The sequence below is a fragment of the Camelimonas lactis genome, from assembly GCF_004342915.1.
GTDB classification, from domain to species: domain Bacteria; phylum Pseudomonadota; class Alphaproteobacteria; order Rhizobiales; family Beijerinckiaceae; genus Camelimonas; species Camelimonas lactis.
This window is the reverse complement of record NZ_SLWL01000015.1, coordinates 1-15267: the sequence shown is the minus strand read 5'-3', so window position 1 is coordinate 15267 and position 15267 is coordinate 1. Positions and strand designations below refer to the sequence as shown.

General features: G+C 67.9%; 13 protein-coding genes. 8 read left to right on the top strand and 5 right to left on the bottom strand.

All coding sequences use genetic code 11. The annotated features are described in order from the left end of the window. Nucleotides 1-215: 215 nt before the first annotated feature. A complete protein-coding gene (locus tag EV666_RS14795; protein ID WP_207906423.1) occupies nucleotides 216-1142 on the top strand; it encodes an SMP-30/gluconolactonase/LRE family protein in 927 nt (308 codons plus the stop codon). A gap of 110 nt (nucleotides 1143-1252) precedes the next feature. Here EV666_RS14795 and EV666_RS14790 read toward each other — a convergent pair whose 3' ends face one another. Both EV666_RS14790 and EV666_RS14785 read right to left on the bottom strand, forming a co-directional pair. Then, nucleotides 1253-1966, bottom strand: a complete 714-nt coding sequence (locus tag EV666_RS14790; protein WP_132009781.1) for a type 1 glutamine amidotransferase — start codon at nucleotides 1964-1966, stop codon at nucleotides 1253-1255. 217 nt (nucleotides 1967-2183) lie between these two features. Further along, the gene (locus tag EV666_RS14785; protein WP_132009778.1) at nucleotides 2184-2966 is read right to left on the bottom strand and encodes an SDR family NAD(P)-dependent oxidoreductase; all 783 of its coding nucleotides are present in this window, start codon (nucleotides 2964-2966) and stop codon (nucleotides 2184-2186) included. A 436-nt stretch (nucleotides 2967-3402) separates the two neighbouring features. Between EV666_RS14785 and EV666_RS14780 the strand changes: the two genes are divergently transcribed. The 6 genes from EV666_RS14780 (at nucleotide 3403) to EV666_RS14755 (ending at nucleotide 8652) form a co-directional block, all read left to right on the top strand. Continuing rightward, nucleotides 3403-3822: a VOC family protein gene (locus EV666_RS14780; protein ID WP_132009775.1), complete on the top strand. Its 420-nt coding sequence runs from the start codon at nucleotides 3403-3405 to the stop codon at nucleotides 3820-3822. Between the two features lie 170 nt (nucleotides 3823-3992). Beyond that, entirely contained in the window at nucleotides 3993-5540 is a 1548-nt protein-coding gene (locus tag EV666_RS14775) for a YifB family Mg chelatase-like AAA ATPase (RefSeq protein ID WP_132009773.1), read from the top strand. A gap of 190 nt (nucleotides 5541-5730) precedes the next feature. Continuing rightward, nucleotides 5731-6603 (top strand): acid phosphatase, encoded by an 873-nt coding sequence (locus EV666_RS14770; protein WP_207906422.1) that lies wholly within the window; start codon nucleotides 5731-5733, stop codon nucleotides 6601-6603. A gap of 150 nt (nucleotides 6604-6753) precedes the next feature. Next, entirely contained in the window at nucleotides 6754-7008 is a 255-nt protein-coding gene (locus EV666_RS18295; protein ID WP_165910033.1) for a hypothetical protein, read from the top strand. Nucleotides 7009-7222: 214 nt separating this feature from the next. Beyond that, nucleotides 7223-7849, top strand: coding sequence for an HAD-IA family hydrolase (locus tag EV666_RS14760; protein ID WP_132009770.1), 627 nt, complete (start codon nucleotides 7223-7225; stop codon nucleotides 7847-7849). 29 nt (nucleotides 7850-7878) lie between these two features. Then, entirely contained in the window at nucleotides 7879-8652 is a 774-nt protein-coding gene (locus EV666_RS14755) for an HpcH/HpaI aldolase family protein (protein ID WP_132009767.1), read from the top strand. Between the two features lie 96 nt (nucleotides 8653-8748). Here EV666_RS14755 and EV666_RS14750 read toward each other — a convergent pair whose 3' ends face one another. Together EV666_RS14750 and EV666_RS14745 are read right to left on the bottom strand one after the other, a co-directional pair. Next, the gene (locus EV666_RS14750) at nucleotides 8749-9465 is read right to left on the bottom strand and encodes an alpha/beta hydrolase (protein WP_132009764.1); all 717 of its coding nucleotides are present in this window, start codon (nucleotides 9463-9465) and stop codon (nucleotides 8749-8751) included. A 388-nt stretch (nucleotides 9466-9853) separates the two neighbouring features. Further along, nucleotides 9854-11023 (bottom strand): DNA-3-methyladenine glycosylase family protein, encoded by a 1170-nt coding sequence (locus tag EV666_RS14745; RefSeq protein ID WP_132009761.1) that lies wholly within the window; start codon nucleotides 11021-11023, stop codon nucleotides 9854-9856. A 399-nt stretch (nucleotides 11024-11422) separates the two neighbouring features. Between EV666_RS14745 and gluQRS the strand changes: the two genes are divergently transcribed. Continuing rightward, complete coding sequence (gene gluQRS, locus EV666_RS14740) at nucleotides 11423-12292, top strand: tRNA glutamyl-Q(34) synthetase GluQRS (protein WP_132009758.1); 870 nt, start codon at nucleotides 11423-11425, stop codon at nucleotides 12290-12292. Nucleotides 12293-12474: 182 nt separating this feature from the next. Here the strand turns inward: gluQRS and EV666_RS14735 are convergent, their stop codons facing one another. Next, complete coding sequence (locus tag EV666_RS14735) at nucleotides 12475-14553, bottom strand: M23 family metallopeptidase (protein WP_245514453.1); 2079 nt, start codon at nucleotides 14551-14553, stop codon at nucleotides 12475-12477. Between the last annotated feature and the right edge of the window lie 714 nt (nucleotides 14554-15267).

Below are 15267 nucleotides of genomic sequence, written 5' to 3'. Positions count from 1 at the left end.
GACGCCCATGACCGGCGCTTCCTTTAACACCCCGGGCGGCGATCTGCAATCAACACATAAAGAATTCTTTATATGACGTCGCCATCGCTGGCTGGCGCCCGCGGACGGAATAACCGCCAAGCTTTTGTGGAGGCTGACGCGGCGGCGCAATGGCGCCAGAGTGCGTGCAAGCTGCCGGAAGGAATCCGCGGCAGTGGAACAGGGAGAAGTCGCCAGTGAGCAAGGTTGAGCTTGAACTCGTCACCGATGGGCTGGAGTTTCCGGAGGGGCCGGTCGCGATGGCCGACGGGTCGGTCATTCTGGTGGAAATCCGCCGCAAAACGCTCACCCGCGTGACGCCGGACGGCAAGGCCACGGTGATCGCCGAACTCGGCGGCGGCCCCAACGGCGCGGCGATCGGGCCGGACGGCGCCGTCTACGTCACCAACAATGGCGGCTTCAACTGGGTGCAGCGTCCGGACGGCACGCTGGCGCCGCACACCCAGCCCGACGACTACGCGGGCGGCTCGATCCAGCGCGTCGATCTGGCGACGGGCAAGTTCACCACCCTGTACACCGAAGGCGGCGGCCGCAAATTGCGCGGGCCGAACGATCTGGTGTTCGACCGGGAGGGCGGCTTCTGGTTCACCGATCTTGGCAAGCATGACGATGAGCGCATGGACCTCGGCCACCTGTACTACGCCAAAGCGGACGGTTCGCAGATCATCAAGGCGCGCAGCGGCCTGCTGACGCCGAACGGCGTTGGCCTGTCGCCAGACGGCAAGACGGTGCATGTGGCCGAAACCCGCACCTCGCGCGTCTGGAGCTTCGCCATCACCGGCCCTGGCCAGGTGGCGACCTCGACCGACCGCTACGCCCAGCACGGGGTGATGGGGCCGCTGCCCGGCTACCAGCTGCTCGACAGTCTCGCCGTGGAGGCAGACGGCCGCGTCTGCGTAGCGACCATCGCCAATGGCGGCGTCACCGTTTTCAATCCGGCCGACGGCTCCCATGACCACATCGCCGTGCCGGACGTGCTGACCACCAATATCTGCTTCGGCGGCGCCGACATGCGCGACGCCTGGATCACCGCCTCGTCCACCGGCAAACTCTACAAATGCCGCTGGCCGCGACCGGGTCTGAAGCTGAACTACAACGCCTGATCGCGGACAGGTTGCAACGGCGCTCCGCCGGAGCAGGCGAGGGCGAAAATCCGGTTGCGCCGGGTTTCGCCCCATGGCCTGGCACCATGGGGCCAGGGCCGGGCCGGTGTTCAGGTCAGGGCGCTGCGGTAGAACCTGGCGAAGGCTTGGCCAATCCGCTCATTGTCCAGCGCGCCGTTGAGGCTGGCGCTGGCCGCCGCCGCGACGTCGGCAGGCGGGCCGCCCGCGCGGGCGTTGTCCAGCATCGTCGTGACTGTCTGCGGGCGGAATTCCGGGTGAAACTGCACCGACATGGCGGGAAAATCGTAAAGCAGGCCGCCGTGCGGCGAACGCTCCGAGGCAACGATCACCTCCGCATCCACGGGAAGCCTGGTGACCTGGTCCTGGTGAAAGGACAGGGCGGACAGGGTTTCCGCGCCGCCGAACAGGTCACGCGCCGCAGCCGCGATCCGGTGCTGCTGGCGGCCGAGGTTCCAGCCGCCCCGGGCTTTCTCGACCATCCCGCCGTGGGCCACCGCCATGATCTGGTGGCCGAAGCAGACGCCTCCGAGCGGAACGCCGGTCTGGGCGGCCGTCCGCACAAAATCCTTCAGCGGCTGCATCCAAGGCAGATCGTCATAAACCCCGGCGCGGGAGCCGGTGAGCATATAGGCGTCGTATTCCCCTGGCTCTGGCAGAGGCTCTCCGGCGGGGACCAGGGTGGAGCTGAACACCGCCTCCGGTAGCGCTGGCCCCAGCCAGTCAATGAACAGGTCGCGGAAGCGCGCACCGCGCGCCGCCATCTGTGGCCCCAGATCGTCCAATTCAAGAATATGAAGACGCACGCCGGTTGCTTCCTTGCAGACAATAAGCGGGCAAGTTGCGCCCGGCCTGGTCTGAGTTCAACCGCTTGCGGCGGCGCTGGCGCCCAAAGGGCGGGCGGACGGTCCCGTTCTGGCGTGAAAACGGGCAATAGAGCGCCCTGAAACGCACCAAGAACACGGGCAAAGAAAAAAGCCGGCGGTTTCCCGCCGGCCTCCGTTTCTGCACATGCAGGGCTGATCAGCGCGGAGCCATGCGGATGGCGCCGTCGAGACGGACGTCTTCGCCGTTGAAGTAGCCGTTGGTGATCATGGTCAGCGCCAGCTGCGCGTACTCTTCCGGCATGCCGAGACGCTTCGGGAACGGCACCGAAGCCGACAGGGCGGCCTTGACGTTCTCGGGGGCGCCCTGCAGCAGCGGGGTGTTGAAGATGCCCGGCAGGATGGTGTTGACGCGGATGCCTTCGCTCATCAGGTCGCGGGCGATCGGCAGGGTCATGCCGACGACGCCGGCCTTCGAGGCGGAGTAGGCGACCTGGCCCATCTGGCCGTCCTCAGCCGCCACCGAGGCGGTGTTGACGATGGCGCCGCGCTCGCCGTGCTCCAGCGGGTCGAGCGACAGCATGCCCTTCGCCGACTTGGCGATGCAGCGGAAGGTGCCGACCAGATTGATCTGGATGATGCGGTTGAAGGCGTCGAGCGGGAAGTGGGTGGCTTCGCCGGTCTTCTTGTCGCGGCCGGCGGTCTTGATGGCGTTGCCGGTGCCGGCGCAGTTCACCAGGATGCGCTCCTGGCCGATGGCGGCGCGGGCCTTGGCGAAACCGGCGTCGACCATCTCCTCGTTGGTGACGTCGACCTTGCAGAAGACGCCGCCGAGCTCCTTGGCGATGGCCTCGCCCTTCTCTTCGTTGAAGTCGAAGATGGCGACCTTGACGCCTTGGGCGGCGAGCGCGCGGGCGGTTGCGGCGCCGAGACCGGAAGCGCCGCCGGTGACGACTGCGGAGACGGATGAATCGAGCTTCAAGGCATATACCTCCCAAACCGTGGCGCAGCGCATGGCTGGCGGCCACAAGAGAAACCTGGCGGAGCAGGCCGGGGCCCGATCTCCTGCGTCAGACGCCCTGGCATGAGCCCGGCAGCGCCATGACCACGCCATGGACCAGGGGCCACGAGACATGGAACGGGCGTTCCGAATTCAATCGGGACGGCTCCCGCTCTAATGCCCTCCGCATGTGTTGGTCAAGCGTTTGACAGGTAGAATTGCTGGCAGCCCGTCCGCCAGCGCCGGGGATCGGTCATTCCGGGCGGCGAACGCCAGATCCGCATGGATGCGACATGTTGCCCGGCTCTTGCCGGCGGCGTGGACGCGGCGGCTTTCGCCCGCGGATCATGGTTGTGATCCGTCGCGCGGACGCGGCATGTTACCGTGCCTCCTCCAGAAAAATCCGGGAGGGCCAGAGATGCCGCGCATGATTTTTATCAACCTGCCCGTGCGGGATTTGCCTGCGGCCACCGCTTTTTACAAGGCGGTCGGCGCGGAGCAGAACATGCAGTTCAGCGATGAAACCGCATCCTGCATGGTGCTGTCCGACACGATTTTCGTCATGCTGCTCACGCACGCGAAATTCCGCGATTTTGCCCCGCGTCCCATCGCCGACGCGAGCCAGCACACCGCCATGCTGATCGCCCTGTCGGCGGACAGTCGCGACGAGGTTGACGGCCTGGTGCGCAAGGCTGGCGACGCCGGCGGGACAGCGGACGTCATGCCGCCGCAGGACCATGGCTTCATGTACCAGCGCACCTTCGCCGATCCCAATGGCCATGTCTGGGAAAGCGTCTGGATGGACCCGGCCGCCCTGCAGCAGGAGCCGGCGGCGTAGGGGCTCGCCAGCGGCTTCGGAACAGGATGCGCGCAGTTTTTTTATCAGGCTCTATTTGCGCGTCGATAGTTCAATAATGATATTCTTTATTTGTTCTTGAACGGACCTGCATTCGCTGCCAGTATCACGCCGTTTGACAGGGGCCGCTTATGGCGGCGGGGGCGGGATGGATGGCGACGCATGTTTCAACGGTGGCCTTCGCCGGCATCGAGGCGCGGCCCGTTGACGTTCAGGTGCAGATTTCCAGCGGCGCCGTCGCGTTCGCCATCGTCGGGCTGGTCGACAAGGCGGTGGCCGAATCGCGCGAGCGGGTGCGGGCCGCCCTGTTGGCGGCGGGGCTGGCGTTGCCGGCCAAGCGCATTACCGTCAATCTGGCGCCAGCCGATTTGCCGAAGGAAGGCTCGCACTACGATCTGCCCATCGCCCTGGCGGTGATGGCGGCGATCGGGGCGCTGCCCTCCGATGCTCTCGACGGCTTCACGGTGCTGGGCGAACTGTCGCTCGACGGGTCGATCCGCCGGGTCGCCGGGGTGCTGCCGGCGGCGATGGCGGCGGTGGCCCAGGGGCATGGATTGATCTGCCCGGCGGCCTGCGGCGCCGAGGCGGCGTGGGCCGGTGAGGACCTGGAGATTCTGGCGCCCGAATCGTTGCTGCGCATTGCCAGCCATTTTCAGGGAACCCAGGTGCTGTCGCGCCCCGCCGCCGCCATGCGACAGGATGAGGCGGCGCTGCCCGATCTGGCCGACGTGCGCGGCCAGGAGCTGGGCCGGCGGGCGCTGGAGGTGGCGGCCTCGGGGGGGCACAACCTGCTGATGAGCGGCCCGCCGGGGGCTGGAAAATCGATGCTGGCGCAACGGTTGCCATCGATCCTGCCGCCGCTGTCGCCGCGCGAACTGCTCGACATCTCCATGGTGCATTCGGTGGCCGGCCTGCTGGAAAACGGGGCGTTGACTGACCGGCGACCGTTTCGCGCGCCGCATCATTCCGCGTCGATGGCGGCGCTGGTGGGCGGCGGCGTCAACGTCCGCCCTGGCGAAATCTCGCTGGCGCACCGTGGCGTATTGTTTCTGGACGAGTTGCCCGAGTTCAGCCCCCAGGCGCTGGACAGCCTGCGCCAGCCGCTGGAGAGCGGCGAGGTCATGGTGGCGCGAGCCAATCACCGGGTGACGTACCCCGCCCGGTTCCAGCTGGTGGCGGCGATGAACCCGTGCCGGTGCGGGCGCGGAACCGAGCCCGGCTACGCCTGCCGGCGCGGCCCGAACGAGCGCTGCATGGCGCAATATCAGGCCCGCCTGTCCGGGCCGCTGCTCGACCGCATCGATCTGGTGATCGAAACCCCGGCGGTGAGCGCCGCCGACCTGATGACGGCGCTGGCGCACGCCCAGCCGGGCGAAACCTCCGCCGAGGCGCGCAAACGGGTGCTGGCGGCGCGCGCCGTGCAGCGCCGGCGGTTCGCGGCCCATGGCGCGCCAGACATGCTGAACGCCACCTGTCCGGCGGCGTTGCTGCCGGACATCGCCGCGCCTGACGCCGATGGCGCGCGCCTGTTACGGGCGGCGGCCGAGAACATGCGCCTCTCGGCCCGGGCGTGGCATCGGGTGTTGCGGGTGGCGCGCACGCTGGCGGATATCGCCGGCGAGCGTCAGGTGGGCCGCGCCCAGATCGCCGAGGCGCTGGGCTATCGCATGCCTGTCGACAAGGTTTCGCGAGCGGCGTGAGGCGGGGGCTCCTGGTCCCCCCGGGGCCGCTCTGGCGGACGGGCCCTGGCGCGCGCCGGAATGCTGTCGCTGGAGCAATGCGCGGCGGGATCTGGATTGTCAGGTCGCAAGGATGGTCCCGTGTCGCAAACGTCAGTTGACAGACGCCGCGCTGCTCCGCACGTTCGCGAAAAGCAATTTGGGGGCGGAAATGGTCAGATCATCCGTGTTTCTGGCGGGCGTCATGGGCCTGCTGGCGATGGGCGCCGGTCCAGGGAGCGCGGCGGCTGACGACACAGGCCCGGCCAAGGCGCCGCCGACCACCAATCCGGCCGACCTGAAAGAACTGCGACCCGGCATTTTGCCAGGCTATCTGCCGCGGGAGCAGGCGATCGACAGCCTTGCGCTGCTCGGGCCGCCGCCGGAAGCGGGATCGGCGCAGCAGGCGCGGGACGAGGCGGCGCGGATCGCGGCGCTGAAGCAGCGCGACACGCCGCGCGGCAAGGTGGCGGCGCGCGACGCCGTTTACAGTTTCCCCCGCGCCGTCGACGCCTTCTCCTGCACCATGGGCGTTGCGATCAGCGAGACAACCACGCCGCATCTCAACATGCTGCTGCGGCGCACGCTCACCGATGCGGGCCTCGCCACCTACAAGGCCAAGAACAGTTACAATCGCCTGCGCCCCTATGTGGTCGCCAATGACAATGGCACCTGCTTCGCCGCCCATGAGGAGCGTTTGCGCAAGGACGGGTCGTACCCTTCCGGCCACGCCGCCTTCGGCTGGGCCTGGGCGCTGATCCTCACCGAGGCATTGCCATCGCAGGCCAACGCCATCATCCAGCGCGGTTATGATTTCGGCCAGAGCCGGGTGATCTGCGGCTATCACTGGCAGAGCGACGTCAACGCCGGCCGGCTGGTGGGCGCGGCGGTGGTGGCGCAACTGCACGCCAACCCGGATTTCATGGCGCAACTGGCCGAAGCCAAAAAAGAAATCGCGGCGGCCCGGGCGTCCGGCGCGGCGAAGCCGGACTGCGCGCTCGACCATGCCGCAGCGACCGCGGCCACCGCCGTGGCGGGACGGTGACAGACGCGTTTCGTCCCCCTTCCATTTGCCACGGCGCGCGCCGGATGTGAGCGCCGCGCCGTGGCAGAGCTATCCACCCTGTTGAAATCACGCATATCCCTGGCGCAAGGCGGCGTTCATCTTGCGGGAAGCGTTCTGGCGGAGAACATCATGAAACTGGATAAACGTCGCGCGGTCGTGGCGGCTCGCATGGCGGGGGCGCTGGCAATTGCCGGCCCGGCCCTGCTGCTGGGCGCCTGCCAGACCCGGGTGCCGGAAACCCGGGCCCAGCAACTGGCGCGCATTTGCGCTGACCCCGCCAGCCTGCGCCCGGACAGTTTCTATTTCGGTGAATGCGTCGCCTACAAGAATCCCACCGCCGACCAGCGCCGGAAAATTTATATGAACACCGCGCCGGAAAGCTGAGCGACGCGTGGCGGGCGGCCTGGCGTAGCCCATGCGTTCGCCGCGCTCACGCGTTTTGTGCGGGCGTTTTTGTGCAAATATTTTGTGACGGTCGGGACGGGCGCACGGCGCCGTCCCACGTCCGCCGCACTTCCCCGAACTGCGATTGCATTCTACAACGCCGTGAAAACCGGCAGTGAATGGGCGACTGGCCCGTTCCCAGGAGGAAACAGGCGTGATCGAAGCAGTTATCTGGGATTTTGGCGGCGTTATTTCGTCCAGCCCGTTCGAGGCGTTCAACCGTTATGAAGCGGAGCGGGGCCTGCCGAAGGACTTCCTGCGCGGCGTCAACGCCGCCAACCATCTCGACAATGCCTGGGCGAAGGTCGAGCGGAACGAGATCGACAACGATACGTTCGACCGGCTGTTCGCGGAGGAGAGCAGGGCGCTCGGCCACGAGGTGCCCGGCCGCGACATGTTCGAGTTGCTTGGCGGCGATATCCGCCCGGAGATGGTCGAGGCGCTGCGCCGCATTGCGGCGCGCATGAAGACCGGCTGCATCACCAACAATCTGGTGGTCAGCGCCACCGACAATCCCAAATCCGTCTACAAGGCCGACGTCATGGCGCTGTTCCATGAAGTCATCGAGAGCGCGAAGCTTGGCATGCGCAAGCCCGATCCGCGCATCTACACCATGATGACCGACAGGCTCGGCGTCGATCCGGCCCGCTGCGTCTATCTCGATGACCTTGGCGTCAATCTGAAGCCGGCGCGCGAACTGGGCATGACCACCATCAAGGTGATCGATCCGGCGGTGGCGCTGACCGAGCTCGAGCGCGCCGTCGGTTTCCCGCTGGGCTAAACCGCTTCAACCCACGACCGGAGCGCGGCATGTCAGTTTACCAGGCTCTCACCGACGGATTGCGCCATGGCGGTCCGGTGTTCTCGGCATGGATCGGCATGGGCGAGCCGCAGATCGCGGCGACCCTGGCGCGCTCCAGCTTTGACGCCGTGACCTTTGACATGCAGCACGGCGCCATCGACTTCGCCGCGGTGACGCGGGCGGCGCCGCTGGTGCTGGCCGCAGGCAAACCGGCCGTGGCGCGCATTCCGGTCGGCGACTTCGCCACGGCGTCGCGGCTGCTCGACGCCGGCCTGTCCGCCATCATCGCGCCGATGATCAACAGCGTCGCCGACGCGCGGGCGCTGGCGGCGTTTTGCAAGTTTCCGCCGGTTGGCGGGCGGAGCTGGGGGCCGGGCGAATCGCGTTTCTTCAGCGGTCTCGACAACGCCGGCTACCTGGCCCGGGCCAACAGCCTGTTGCCGGTGTTCGCCATGGTGGAGACGCGAGAGGCGCTGGCGGCGCTCGACGGCATCCTGGCGGTTGACGGCATCGACGGCGTGTTCGTCGGGCCGGCGGATCTGTCGATCGCCCTCTCGGGCGGCGCGCTGATGGACCCGCAATCGGCGGAGGTGGAACAGGCGCTGGCGCATGTGGTCGCCCGCTGCCGGGCGGCGGGCAAGACGCCCTGCGTCTACGCGGTGACGCCGGAGCGGGCCCGCGCCCTGGCGCAGGCGGGTTTTGCCTTCGTTGCTGTCTCCGGCGACGGGGCGCTGTTGCGCGCCGCCGCCGACAGCGCCGTGAAAACGGCGCGCGGCCAGTAACGGCCCGGACTTGTTTGGCCAGCCGGCGACTTACACAGCCTGCCGGCGGCCTTTATACAGCCTGCCGGCGACCTTTATACAGCCTGCCGGCGGCTTTTATATAACCTGCCGGCGGCTTGGCGGCCGCTCTGGCAAGCCGAAAGCCCGGGCCAGGAAACGGCCGGCGGAAATGACGCCGCGCGCCCCAGGGGCGTGGCCGACGCCCTTCAGCACCTGCCCCTGATGCGGCACGCCGGCGGCTGTCAGCACGCGGGCGGTCAGTTCCAGCGCCTGGGGCGGAATCACGGTGTCGTCGGCGCCGTGCACCAGCAGCACGGGCGGGCGGCTGGCGATGTCCCTGGGCAGCCCCCCGGCCTCCGGCTGGTCGGCGTCCACCAGAATGCCGGAGAAGCTGACAATGGCGGCGATGGGCCGGGAGCGGCGCAGACCGACGGCGAGCGCCATCAGCGCGCCCTGGCTGAACCCCACCAGGGCGATGTCGCTGTCGCGCAACTGGTGTCGGTCGCGTTCCTGGTTCAGCCAGGCGTCCAGCGCCGGCGCGGCGGCGGCAACGCCCGCGCGCCGGACGGCGGGCTCAAACGAGGGCAGGGGGAACCATTGCCGCGACCCATCGGCGTCCGGGCATGGCTGCGGGCCGTTAGGGGCGACAAAGGCGGTGTCAGGCAGCAGGCGGCGCCAGTCCTGGGCCAGGCGGAACAATTGGCTGGCGTCGGACGCGACCCCGTGCAGCAGAACCACCAGACGGCGCACCGGGTTGCCCTCGGGCATCAGGCGGGGGCAGTTCGCCGAAACGTCATCAAACCGTGTAGCCATGAACCATCTCCCCTGTTGGCGCAGGCGCGCCAGTTGCGCGCCCCGCGGGTTAGGCCCGATTCACAAGGCAAAAATGGCGCCGGGTCACGGCGCCTCCATGACGTTGCCGGCTGGCCGTCGCGCCTATGCCCCGATGGCGCGCCGCTCGTCGCCGCAGCGCGGGGCGCGAGCAGGCCGCGCGCCGCCGTCTGAGCCAGGGGCTGAGATTGGCCCGCAGGCGCGCTTGCGGTAGCGGGGCGCGGCAAGATGCAGCAGGGTGAGACCGCATGCAAAACGCTGGCGCCCCCGGCGCGCAGGGCCAGGTCCGTTCAGGCTGGAGCAAAGTTTTGCCCCCCTTGTGCGAGGGACCCCGGGGGGCTCAAGGCGTGGCTCACCCGCGTGCGGCGCGTCAGAGCCGCTTCGCCAGAAATTGTTGCAGCCGGCGGGAGCCGCCTGCATCGAGGCTTGCGAGCAGGCGTCGCCAGCGCGCCGTCAGCTCCGGGTGGCGGCGGGTCAGGATATCCAGGGCGCCAAGCGCCGCCAGCCGGTCGGCGGGCCGGCCGCCATCCTGACTAGCGGCGACGCGCGACAGGGCCGCGAACAGCCGGCTGGCGCTGGCCGCGTCGCTGGCCAGCCGCGCCGCCGCCGGCATCAGCGCCCGGCGCAGGGCCGGCTCCGGCTCGGCGGCGATCCGCCCGGCCAGCGCGCCGGCATGGCGGCTGTCAAAGGCGCCGGTGAGCTGGCCGCCCAGGGTTGCCGCTCCGGCGCGCCGCATGTCCACGTCGCTGGCGTGCAGGGCTTCAAGGATATCCGCCCACCCGGGCATGTCCGGCGGCGATGCGCTGTCGTCTGGCTGGAGCAGGGCCGCCAGAGCCGCGCGCCGCCCGGGTCGCCAGGCCCGGCCTGGGCTGGGGCGGCCGGTGTCCGCCAGTTCAGCCGGCGCGCTGATGACGCCCTCGCGTCCGCGGGTAACGGCGTAGAACGCCCACAGCATCAACGCCGCAACCCCGCGATACGGACTCCAGCGCCCGGCCAGCGTCGCCATCAGCGTCTCATCGGGGCGCGTCTCCAGATGCAGGGCGAGGCGGGCCGCTTCCTGAAGGGCCAGATCGCCGGCAGGAAACACATCCGGATGGCCGAGGCAGAACAGCAGATAGATATCGGCGGTCCACGGGCCGATGCCCTTCACATCGACCAGCGCAGCGTGCGCCGCCTCGCCACTCATGCCGGCGAGCGCCTCGAAGTCGAGCCGGCCGCTGGCGGCGGCTTCTGCGACGGAAATCGTGGCCCTGATCTTGGGCTGCGACAGGCCGGCGGCGATGAGGGTTTCCACCGGAGTCGCCAGCAGGTTCTCCGGCGAGAAGGGCGCAACGGCCGCCCGCAGCCTGGCCGTGATGGCCGCGGCGCTGGCAACGGAAAGTTGCTGCGCCATGATGATGGCGATGAGGCCGCCGAAGCCGCCATCGCGCTTGCGCAGGGGCGGAATGACGCCGGCCGCGTGCATGTCGGCCATCACCGGATCCAGCGCCAGCAGGCCCCGCAGATTGGCCTGAAGGGCAGCTTCGGAATCGATCAGCATGCGCCGTCCTGGATGTCTTGCCCCGGATTTCGTGGCTCCACGTCAGGCTGGACCATCGCGCGGGCGTTTTCAAGCGAAGGAGCGGTGAAGTGGGGCGGCCCGGAGCAGGCCCCGCGCGCCGGAATGGCCGGTCCGGCGTTGAAGCCACCGCGTCCGTGCGACGGGCGCCGGTTGGCGTTTGCGCGAGGCTCCCTTACATCTGTCCGCGATCAGGGAAAATGCCTGCCAATACCTACTGGCAGGCCCGCTGGACCAGGCAGGGCCGGGCCATGCGCGGGTTTCTCTGGCGGCGCGCGACAGCCATGATATTGCCCCTGACAGGGCGGCCGATGCGGCGGCGTTCAGGCGATCTGGCGTAAAAACGGGGACCGGTTGGGGATGGAAGACAGGGAGACGCCAATGCTCGGGGGCGCAGGCCCGGTGCTGCGCTTCGCGCCCAGCCCCAACGGTTTTCTGCATCTGGGACACGCCTATTCGGCGCTACTCAACGAGCGGCTGGCGCGCCGGCTGGATGGCGCCCTGCTGCTGCGCATCGAGGATATCGACGTCACCCGTTGCAGGCCGGAATTCGAAACGGCCATGCTGGAGGACCTGCACTGGCTCGGCGTGCGCTTCGACGGCGCTCCGCTGCGCCAGAGCGAACGTTTTGGCATTTATGGCGCATACATCGGCCGACTGACGGACGCCGGTCTGACTTATCGCTGCTTCTGCTCCCGCTCCGACATCGCCGCAACCGCGAAAGCCACGGGGGAGATGCGGCGCGATCCGGATGGCGCGCTCCTGTATCCCGGAACCTGCCGTTGCCGGTCGGACGCGCATGACCCGGCCGGCCGGCCGTTCGCCGTGCGGCTCCACATGGCCAAAGCGACGCGGCAGGCCGCGGCCCTCACCGGCGGCGCGCCGCTGACCATGCGGGCGCTGGACGCCGCGCTGCACGTGGAAATGCTTGCCGTCGATCCGCTGGCCTGGGGCGATATCGTCGTCGCCCGCAAGGAAACGCCGACCAGCTATCATGTCTCCGTCACCGTGGACGACGCCCAGCAGGGCGTCACCCATGTGGCGCGCGGCCGCGATCTGGAGGCGGCGACAGCCATCCACCGCTTGCTGCAAACCCTGTGGGGATTTCCGGCGCCGGCCTACTTGCATCATGATCTCATTCGCGATGCGTCCGGGGAGAAGCTGGCGAAGAGCCTGGGCTCGACGCCCCTGCGGCAGTTACGGGCGGAAGGCGTGACGCCACAGGCCGTGCGCGCCGCGCTCGGCTTTTGAGCGCCTGTGAGGGAATAGCGGACCGGCCACGCTGGCGATCTTTTTCATGTGCGCGCCGCCGGCCATCTTCACCGGACAGGGGACGCCGGCGAAGATGCGCGCGTGATCAAACGTGGCTTTTGGCTAAAGGCGCCCTAGCAGGGGTAAAGCCCACCGGACGTCAGACGCCAGAGCCCATTGCCTCAGGGCTGCTGGGGTTGCGACGTGGGCGCGGCGGTGGCGACGCGCGGTCCGTCGGCCTTCTCCATCAATTCGTCAGTCTGCTGGCGCCGGCGCCGGAATTCGGCCAGGGCGACGCCGTCAAGTTCGCCGCCGCGCGGCACCTTGATGCGCATCGGGTTGACGAAGCGGCCGTTGATCAGCACCTCGTAGTGCAGATGCGGACCCGTCGACAGGCCCGAGCTGCCCAGATAGCCGATGACCTGGCCCTGGCGCACCCGCACGCCAGGTTTGATGCCCCTGGCGAAGGCTGACTGGTGCGAATAGGTCGTTACGTAGCCATTGGTGTGCTGGATTTCCGTGTGACGGCCGTAACCGGAGTGCCAGCCTGCCTGGGCGACCAGGCCATCGCCCGCCGCGAGAATGGGCGTGCCCACCTTGTTGGCCCAGTCGACGCCGGTGTGCATCTTCGAATAGCCGAGGATCGGGTGGTGCCGCATGCCGAAGCCAGAGCGCAGGATGCCTTCCGAAATTGGTTTGCGCAGCAGAAACTTCTTGAGGGATTTGCCGTCGCGGTCGAAGTATTCCACCGTCCCGTCCGGCCCCTGGTACCGGTAAACGCTGCGGGTTTCGCCATTGACCGTGAGGGAGGCGAACAGCATTTCCGGCGCGCTGCCATCTTCGTCCTCGGCGAAGAACACCTCAAGCCGGTCGCCTGGCGAGATATGGCGCTCCAGATCGAAGTCATAGGCGAAGATCCGGATGAGATCGGCGACCATTTCCCGGGTCAGACCGTTCTTCAGGCCGGTTTCGTAGAGGCTGGCGTACAGGCGCGGGGCGCCGCTGTCGCTGCTGTCGTCGTCGTCCTCATCCGGCTGGGAGGCGCGCGCACCCGGGGTTTCATTTTCAGGTTCGATAGCGACAAACACGCCCCGGTCGTCCAGTGCGGCGATGGCCTCCACCTTGTTGGCGCCGATCACCATTACCCGCACGATCTGGCGACGGGTCGAGGTGTGTCCGGCCGTAACCGGGGCCGGCGCCACCAGAATCCGCAGGCGGTTGCCTTCGCCAATGGCGCCAATGCGCATCTTCGCCGCGATCGCCCGCAGGATGGCGCGGATCTGCTCGTCATCCGCCCCCTTGGCCCGTAACGCCGTTTCCAACGTTTCGTCCTTTTTGAGCGTCACCAGCTCTTCGTCCGCCGCCTGGGCGGCGTCCGGCGTCGCCTTGGGCAGCACGGTCAGGTTTTCGGGAACGACGTGCACTTCGATGCGCGAGAACGGCGCGTCAGAAGGCTGGCCGAAAGCGCCCCCCTCGCCGCCAGCGTCGCCGCCGCTGTCAAACTGCCGCAGGCTGCGCGACAGCAGCAACTGGGGCGGCAACGGCAGGCTCGGGGCGTTCACGGTGGGCTGCTTCGCCGCCATTGTGCGCAGCTGCCGGACCTGGGCGGCCGCCTCGGCCTCCGAAAGACCGGAAGACGCGAAGGTTTCAGAGCCGGTCAGACTGGTTTTGACGAGGGACACCTCGGCGTCAGAGACGTCTGGCTCCGGCTGCGCTTCCCGCTCAGGCTCGGCGCTGTTGTCGGTGAACATCTGCAGCGGATTGAACTGCGGAATATCGGTGGCGTACTGGCCCGTCGACATGGCCAGCGGACTGGCGACGCGAACGAAATTCCGCACCTTGATGACTTCCATCTGCCCGACCCGCAGGGTCATGGGAGATTTGAAGTTCTGTCGGGCGCCGGGAGTAATCTCGAAGCGGACCAGCCGGTCGGCCCGCCGGGTCGATACGACGGGCGGCTCGCCCGGCGTTCCGCTGGCGCGATAGCTGGCGTTGACCATTTCGGGCGTGCGCAGGACGGAGGCGTCGCTTTCCAGCGAGACATAAATGGCCGAGCCGATCAGGGCGATGCCGCTGACCCCGGTCAGAACCGCGCCGGAGAACCAGCGTGGGCTGACGGCGCGCCGGTCGACGCGCGGCGCGGAGATGCCGCCGGGATTGAGCGGCGGCTCATTGCCAATGTCAGGCGCCATGTGCAGGCGCTCCGCCTGCCGGCGCTGCGGCGCGTCCATTGCTGCGTTGTCGGACCTGTCGCGCACCATGCCTGTGTCAGTCTGCCCTTGCCGCCGATCCTGAAGGCGCTCACGGCGAAAGGCCTGAAGCGCCCGGAAACGGGATGAATTCACTACTGGTCCCAGCCGTCACGCCGCCAGACCCGACGCCCGCATGACAGCCTTTAGATAACCCGCGGGCAGGATGCGCGCTACCTCCGCAGCCATTCATCCATGTCGCCGGGAGTCATCCATGTGTCCAGGAGATATCCAGGCGCCCAAAAGCAGGACGAACGTGGCTGATCCTGGGCGAGGCGCCAGATCCGATAGCGCGGATGCCGCTCCGGGTCCTGCCCATCGTCCTTGACGCGCCGCACAGCTGACATCCCACATCCATCCTGCGCCGGCGTTTGTGGAAAGCTCCGTGGAAAATCACGTCATATCAATGTGATGCGGTGATCCAGCGCGAAGCAGAATGCATCGAAAACGAGCCATTCGCGCCAAATTTCCGCATTTTGGGATTTGTGGCGTTGACATTGGGGCTGGGAGGGTCCTATAAGCCGCTCATCAGCGACGGGGCGCGGCCCTGAAGCTTCCCGGAGACTTCCCGAAAGTCAGGCGGAACGGACCGATCGAGTGGTCGGGGTTTTGCCTGTTTCGGGTTTGTTCATCTGGCGGTTGTCTGGTAGTCTGGACGGCCCTGCTCTTTGACAATTGCATCGGAAAGAGAAGCGCAGACGGCGTTGTCCTTGCGGACGCTCCTGA

Excerpts from the sequence above, each read along its gene's own strand:
- EV666_RS14780 (WP_132009775.1), top strand. The coding sequence starts at position 3,403 with ATGCCGCGCATGATTTTTATCAACCTGCCCGTGCGGGATTTGCCTGCG.
- EV666_RS14775 (WP_132009773.1), top strand. The coding sequence starts at position 3,993 with ATGGCGACGCATGTTTCAACGGTGGCCTTCGCCGGCATCGAGGCGCGG.
- EV666_RS14770 (WP_207906422.1), top strand. The coding sequence starts at position 5,731 with ATGGTCAGATCATCCGTGTTTCTGGCGGGCGTCATGGGCCTGCTGGCG.
- EV666_RS18295 (WP_165910033.1), top strand. The coding sequence starts at position 6,754 with ATGAAACTGGATAAACGTCGCGCGGTCGTGGCGGCTCGCATGGCGGGG.
- EV666_RS14755 (WP_132009767.1), top strand. The coding sequence starts at position 7,879 with ATGTCAGTTTACCAGGCTCTCACCGACGGATTGCGCCATGGCGGTCCG.
- EV666_RS14750 (WP_132009764.1), bottom strand. The coding sequence starts at position 9,465 with ATGGCTACACGGTTTGATGACGTTTCGGCGAACTGCCCCCGCCTGATG.
- EV666_RS14745 (WP_132009761.1), bottom strand. The coding sequence starts at position 11,023 with ATGCTGATCGATTCCGAAGCTGCCCTTCAGGCCAATCTGCGGGGCCTG.
- gluQRS (WP_132009758.1), top strand. The coding sequence starts at position 11,423 with ATGCTCGGGGGCGCAGGCCCGGTGCTGCGCTTCGCGCCCAGCCCCAAC.
- EV666_RS14735 (WP_245514453.1), bottom strand. The coding sequence starts at position 14,553 with ATGGTGCGCGACAGGTCCGACAACGCAGCAATGGACGCGCCGCAGCGC.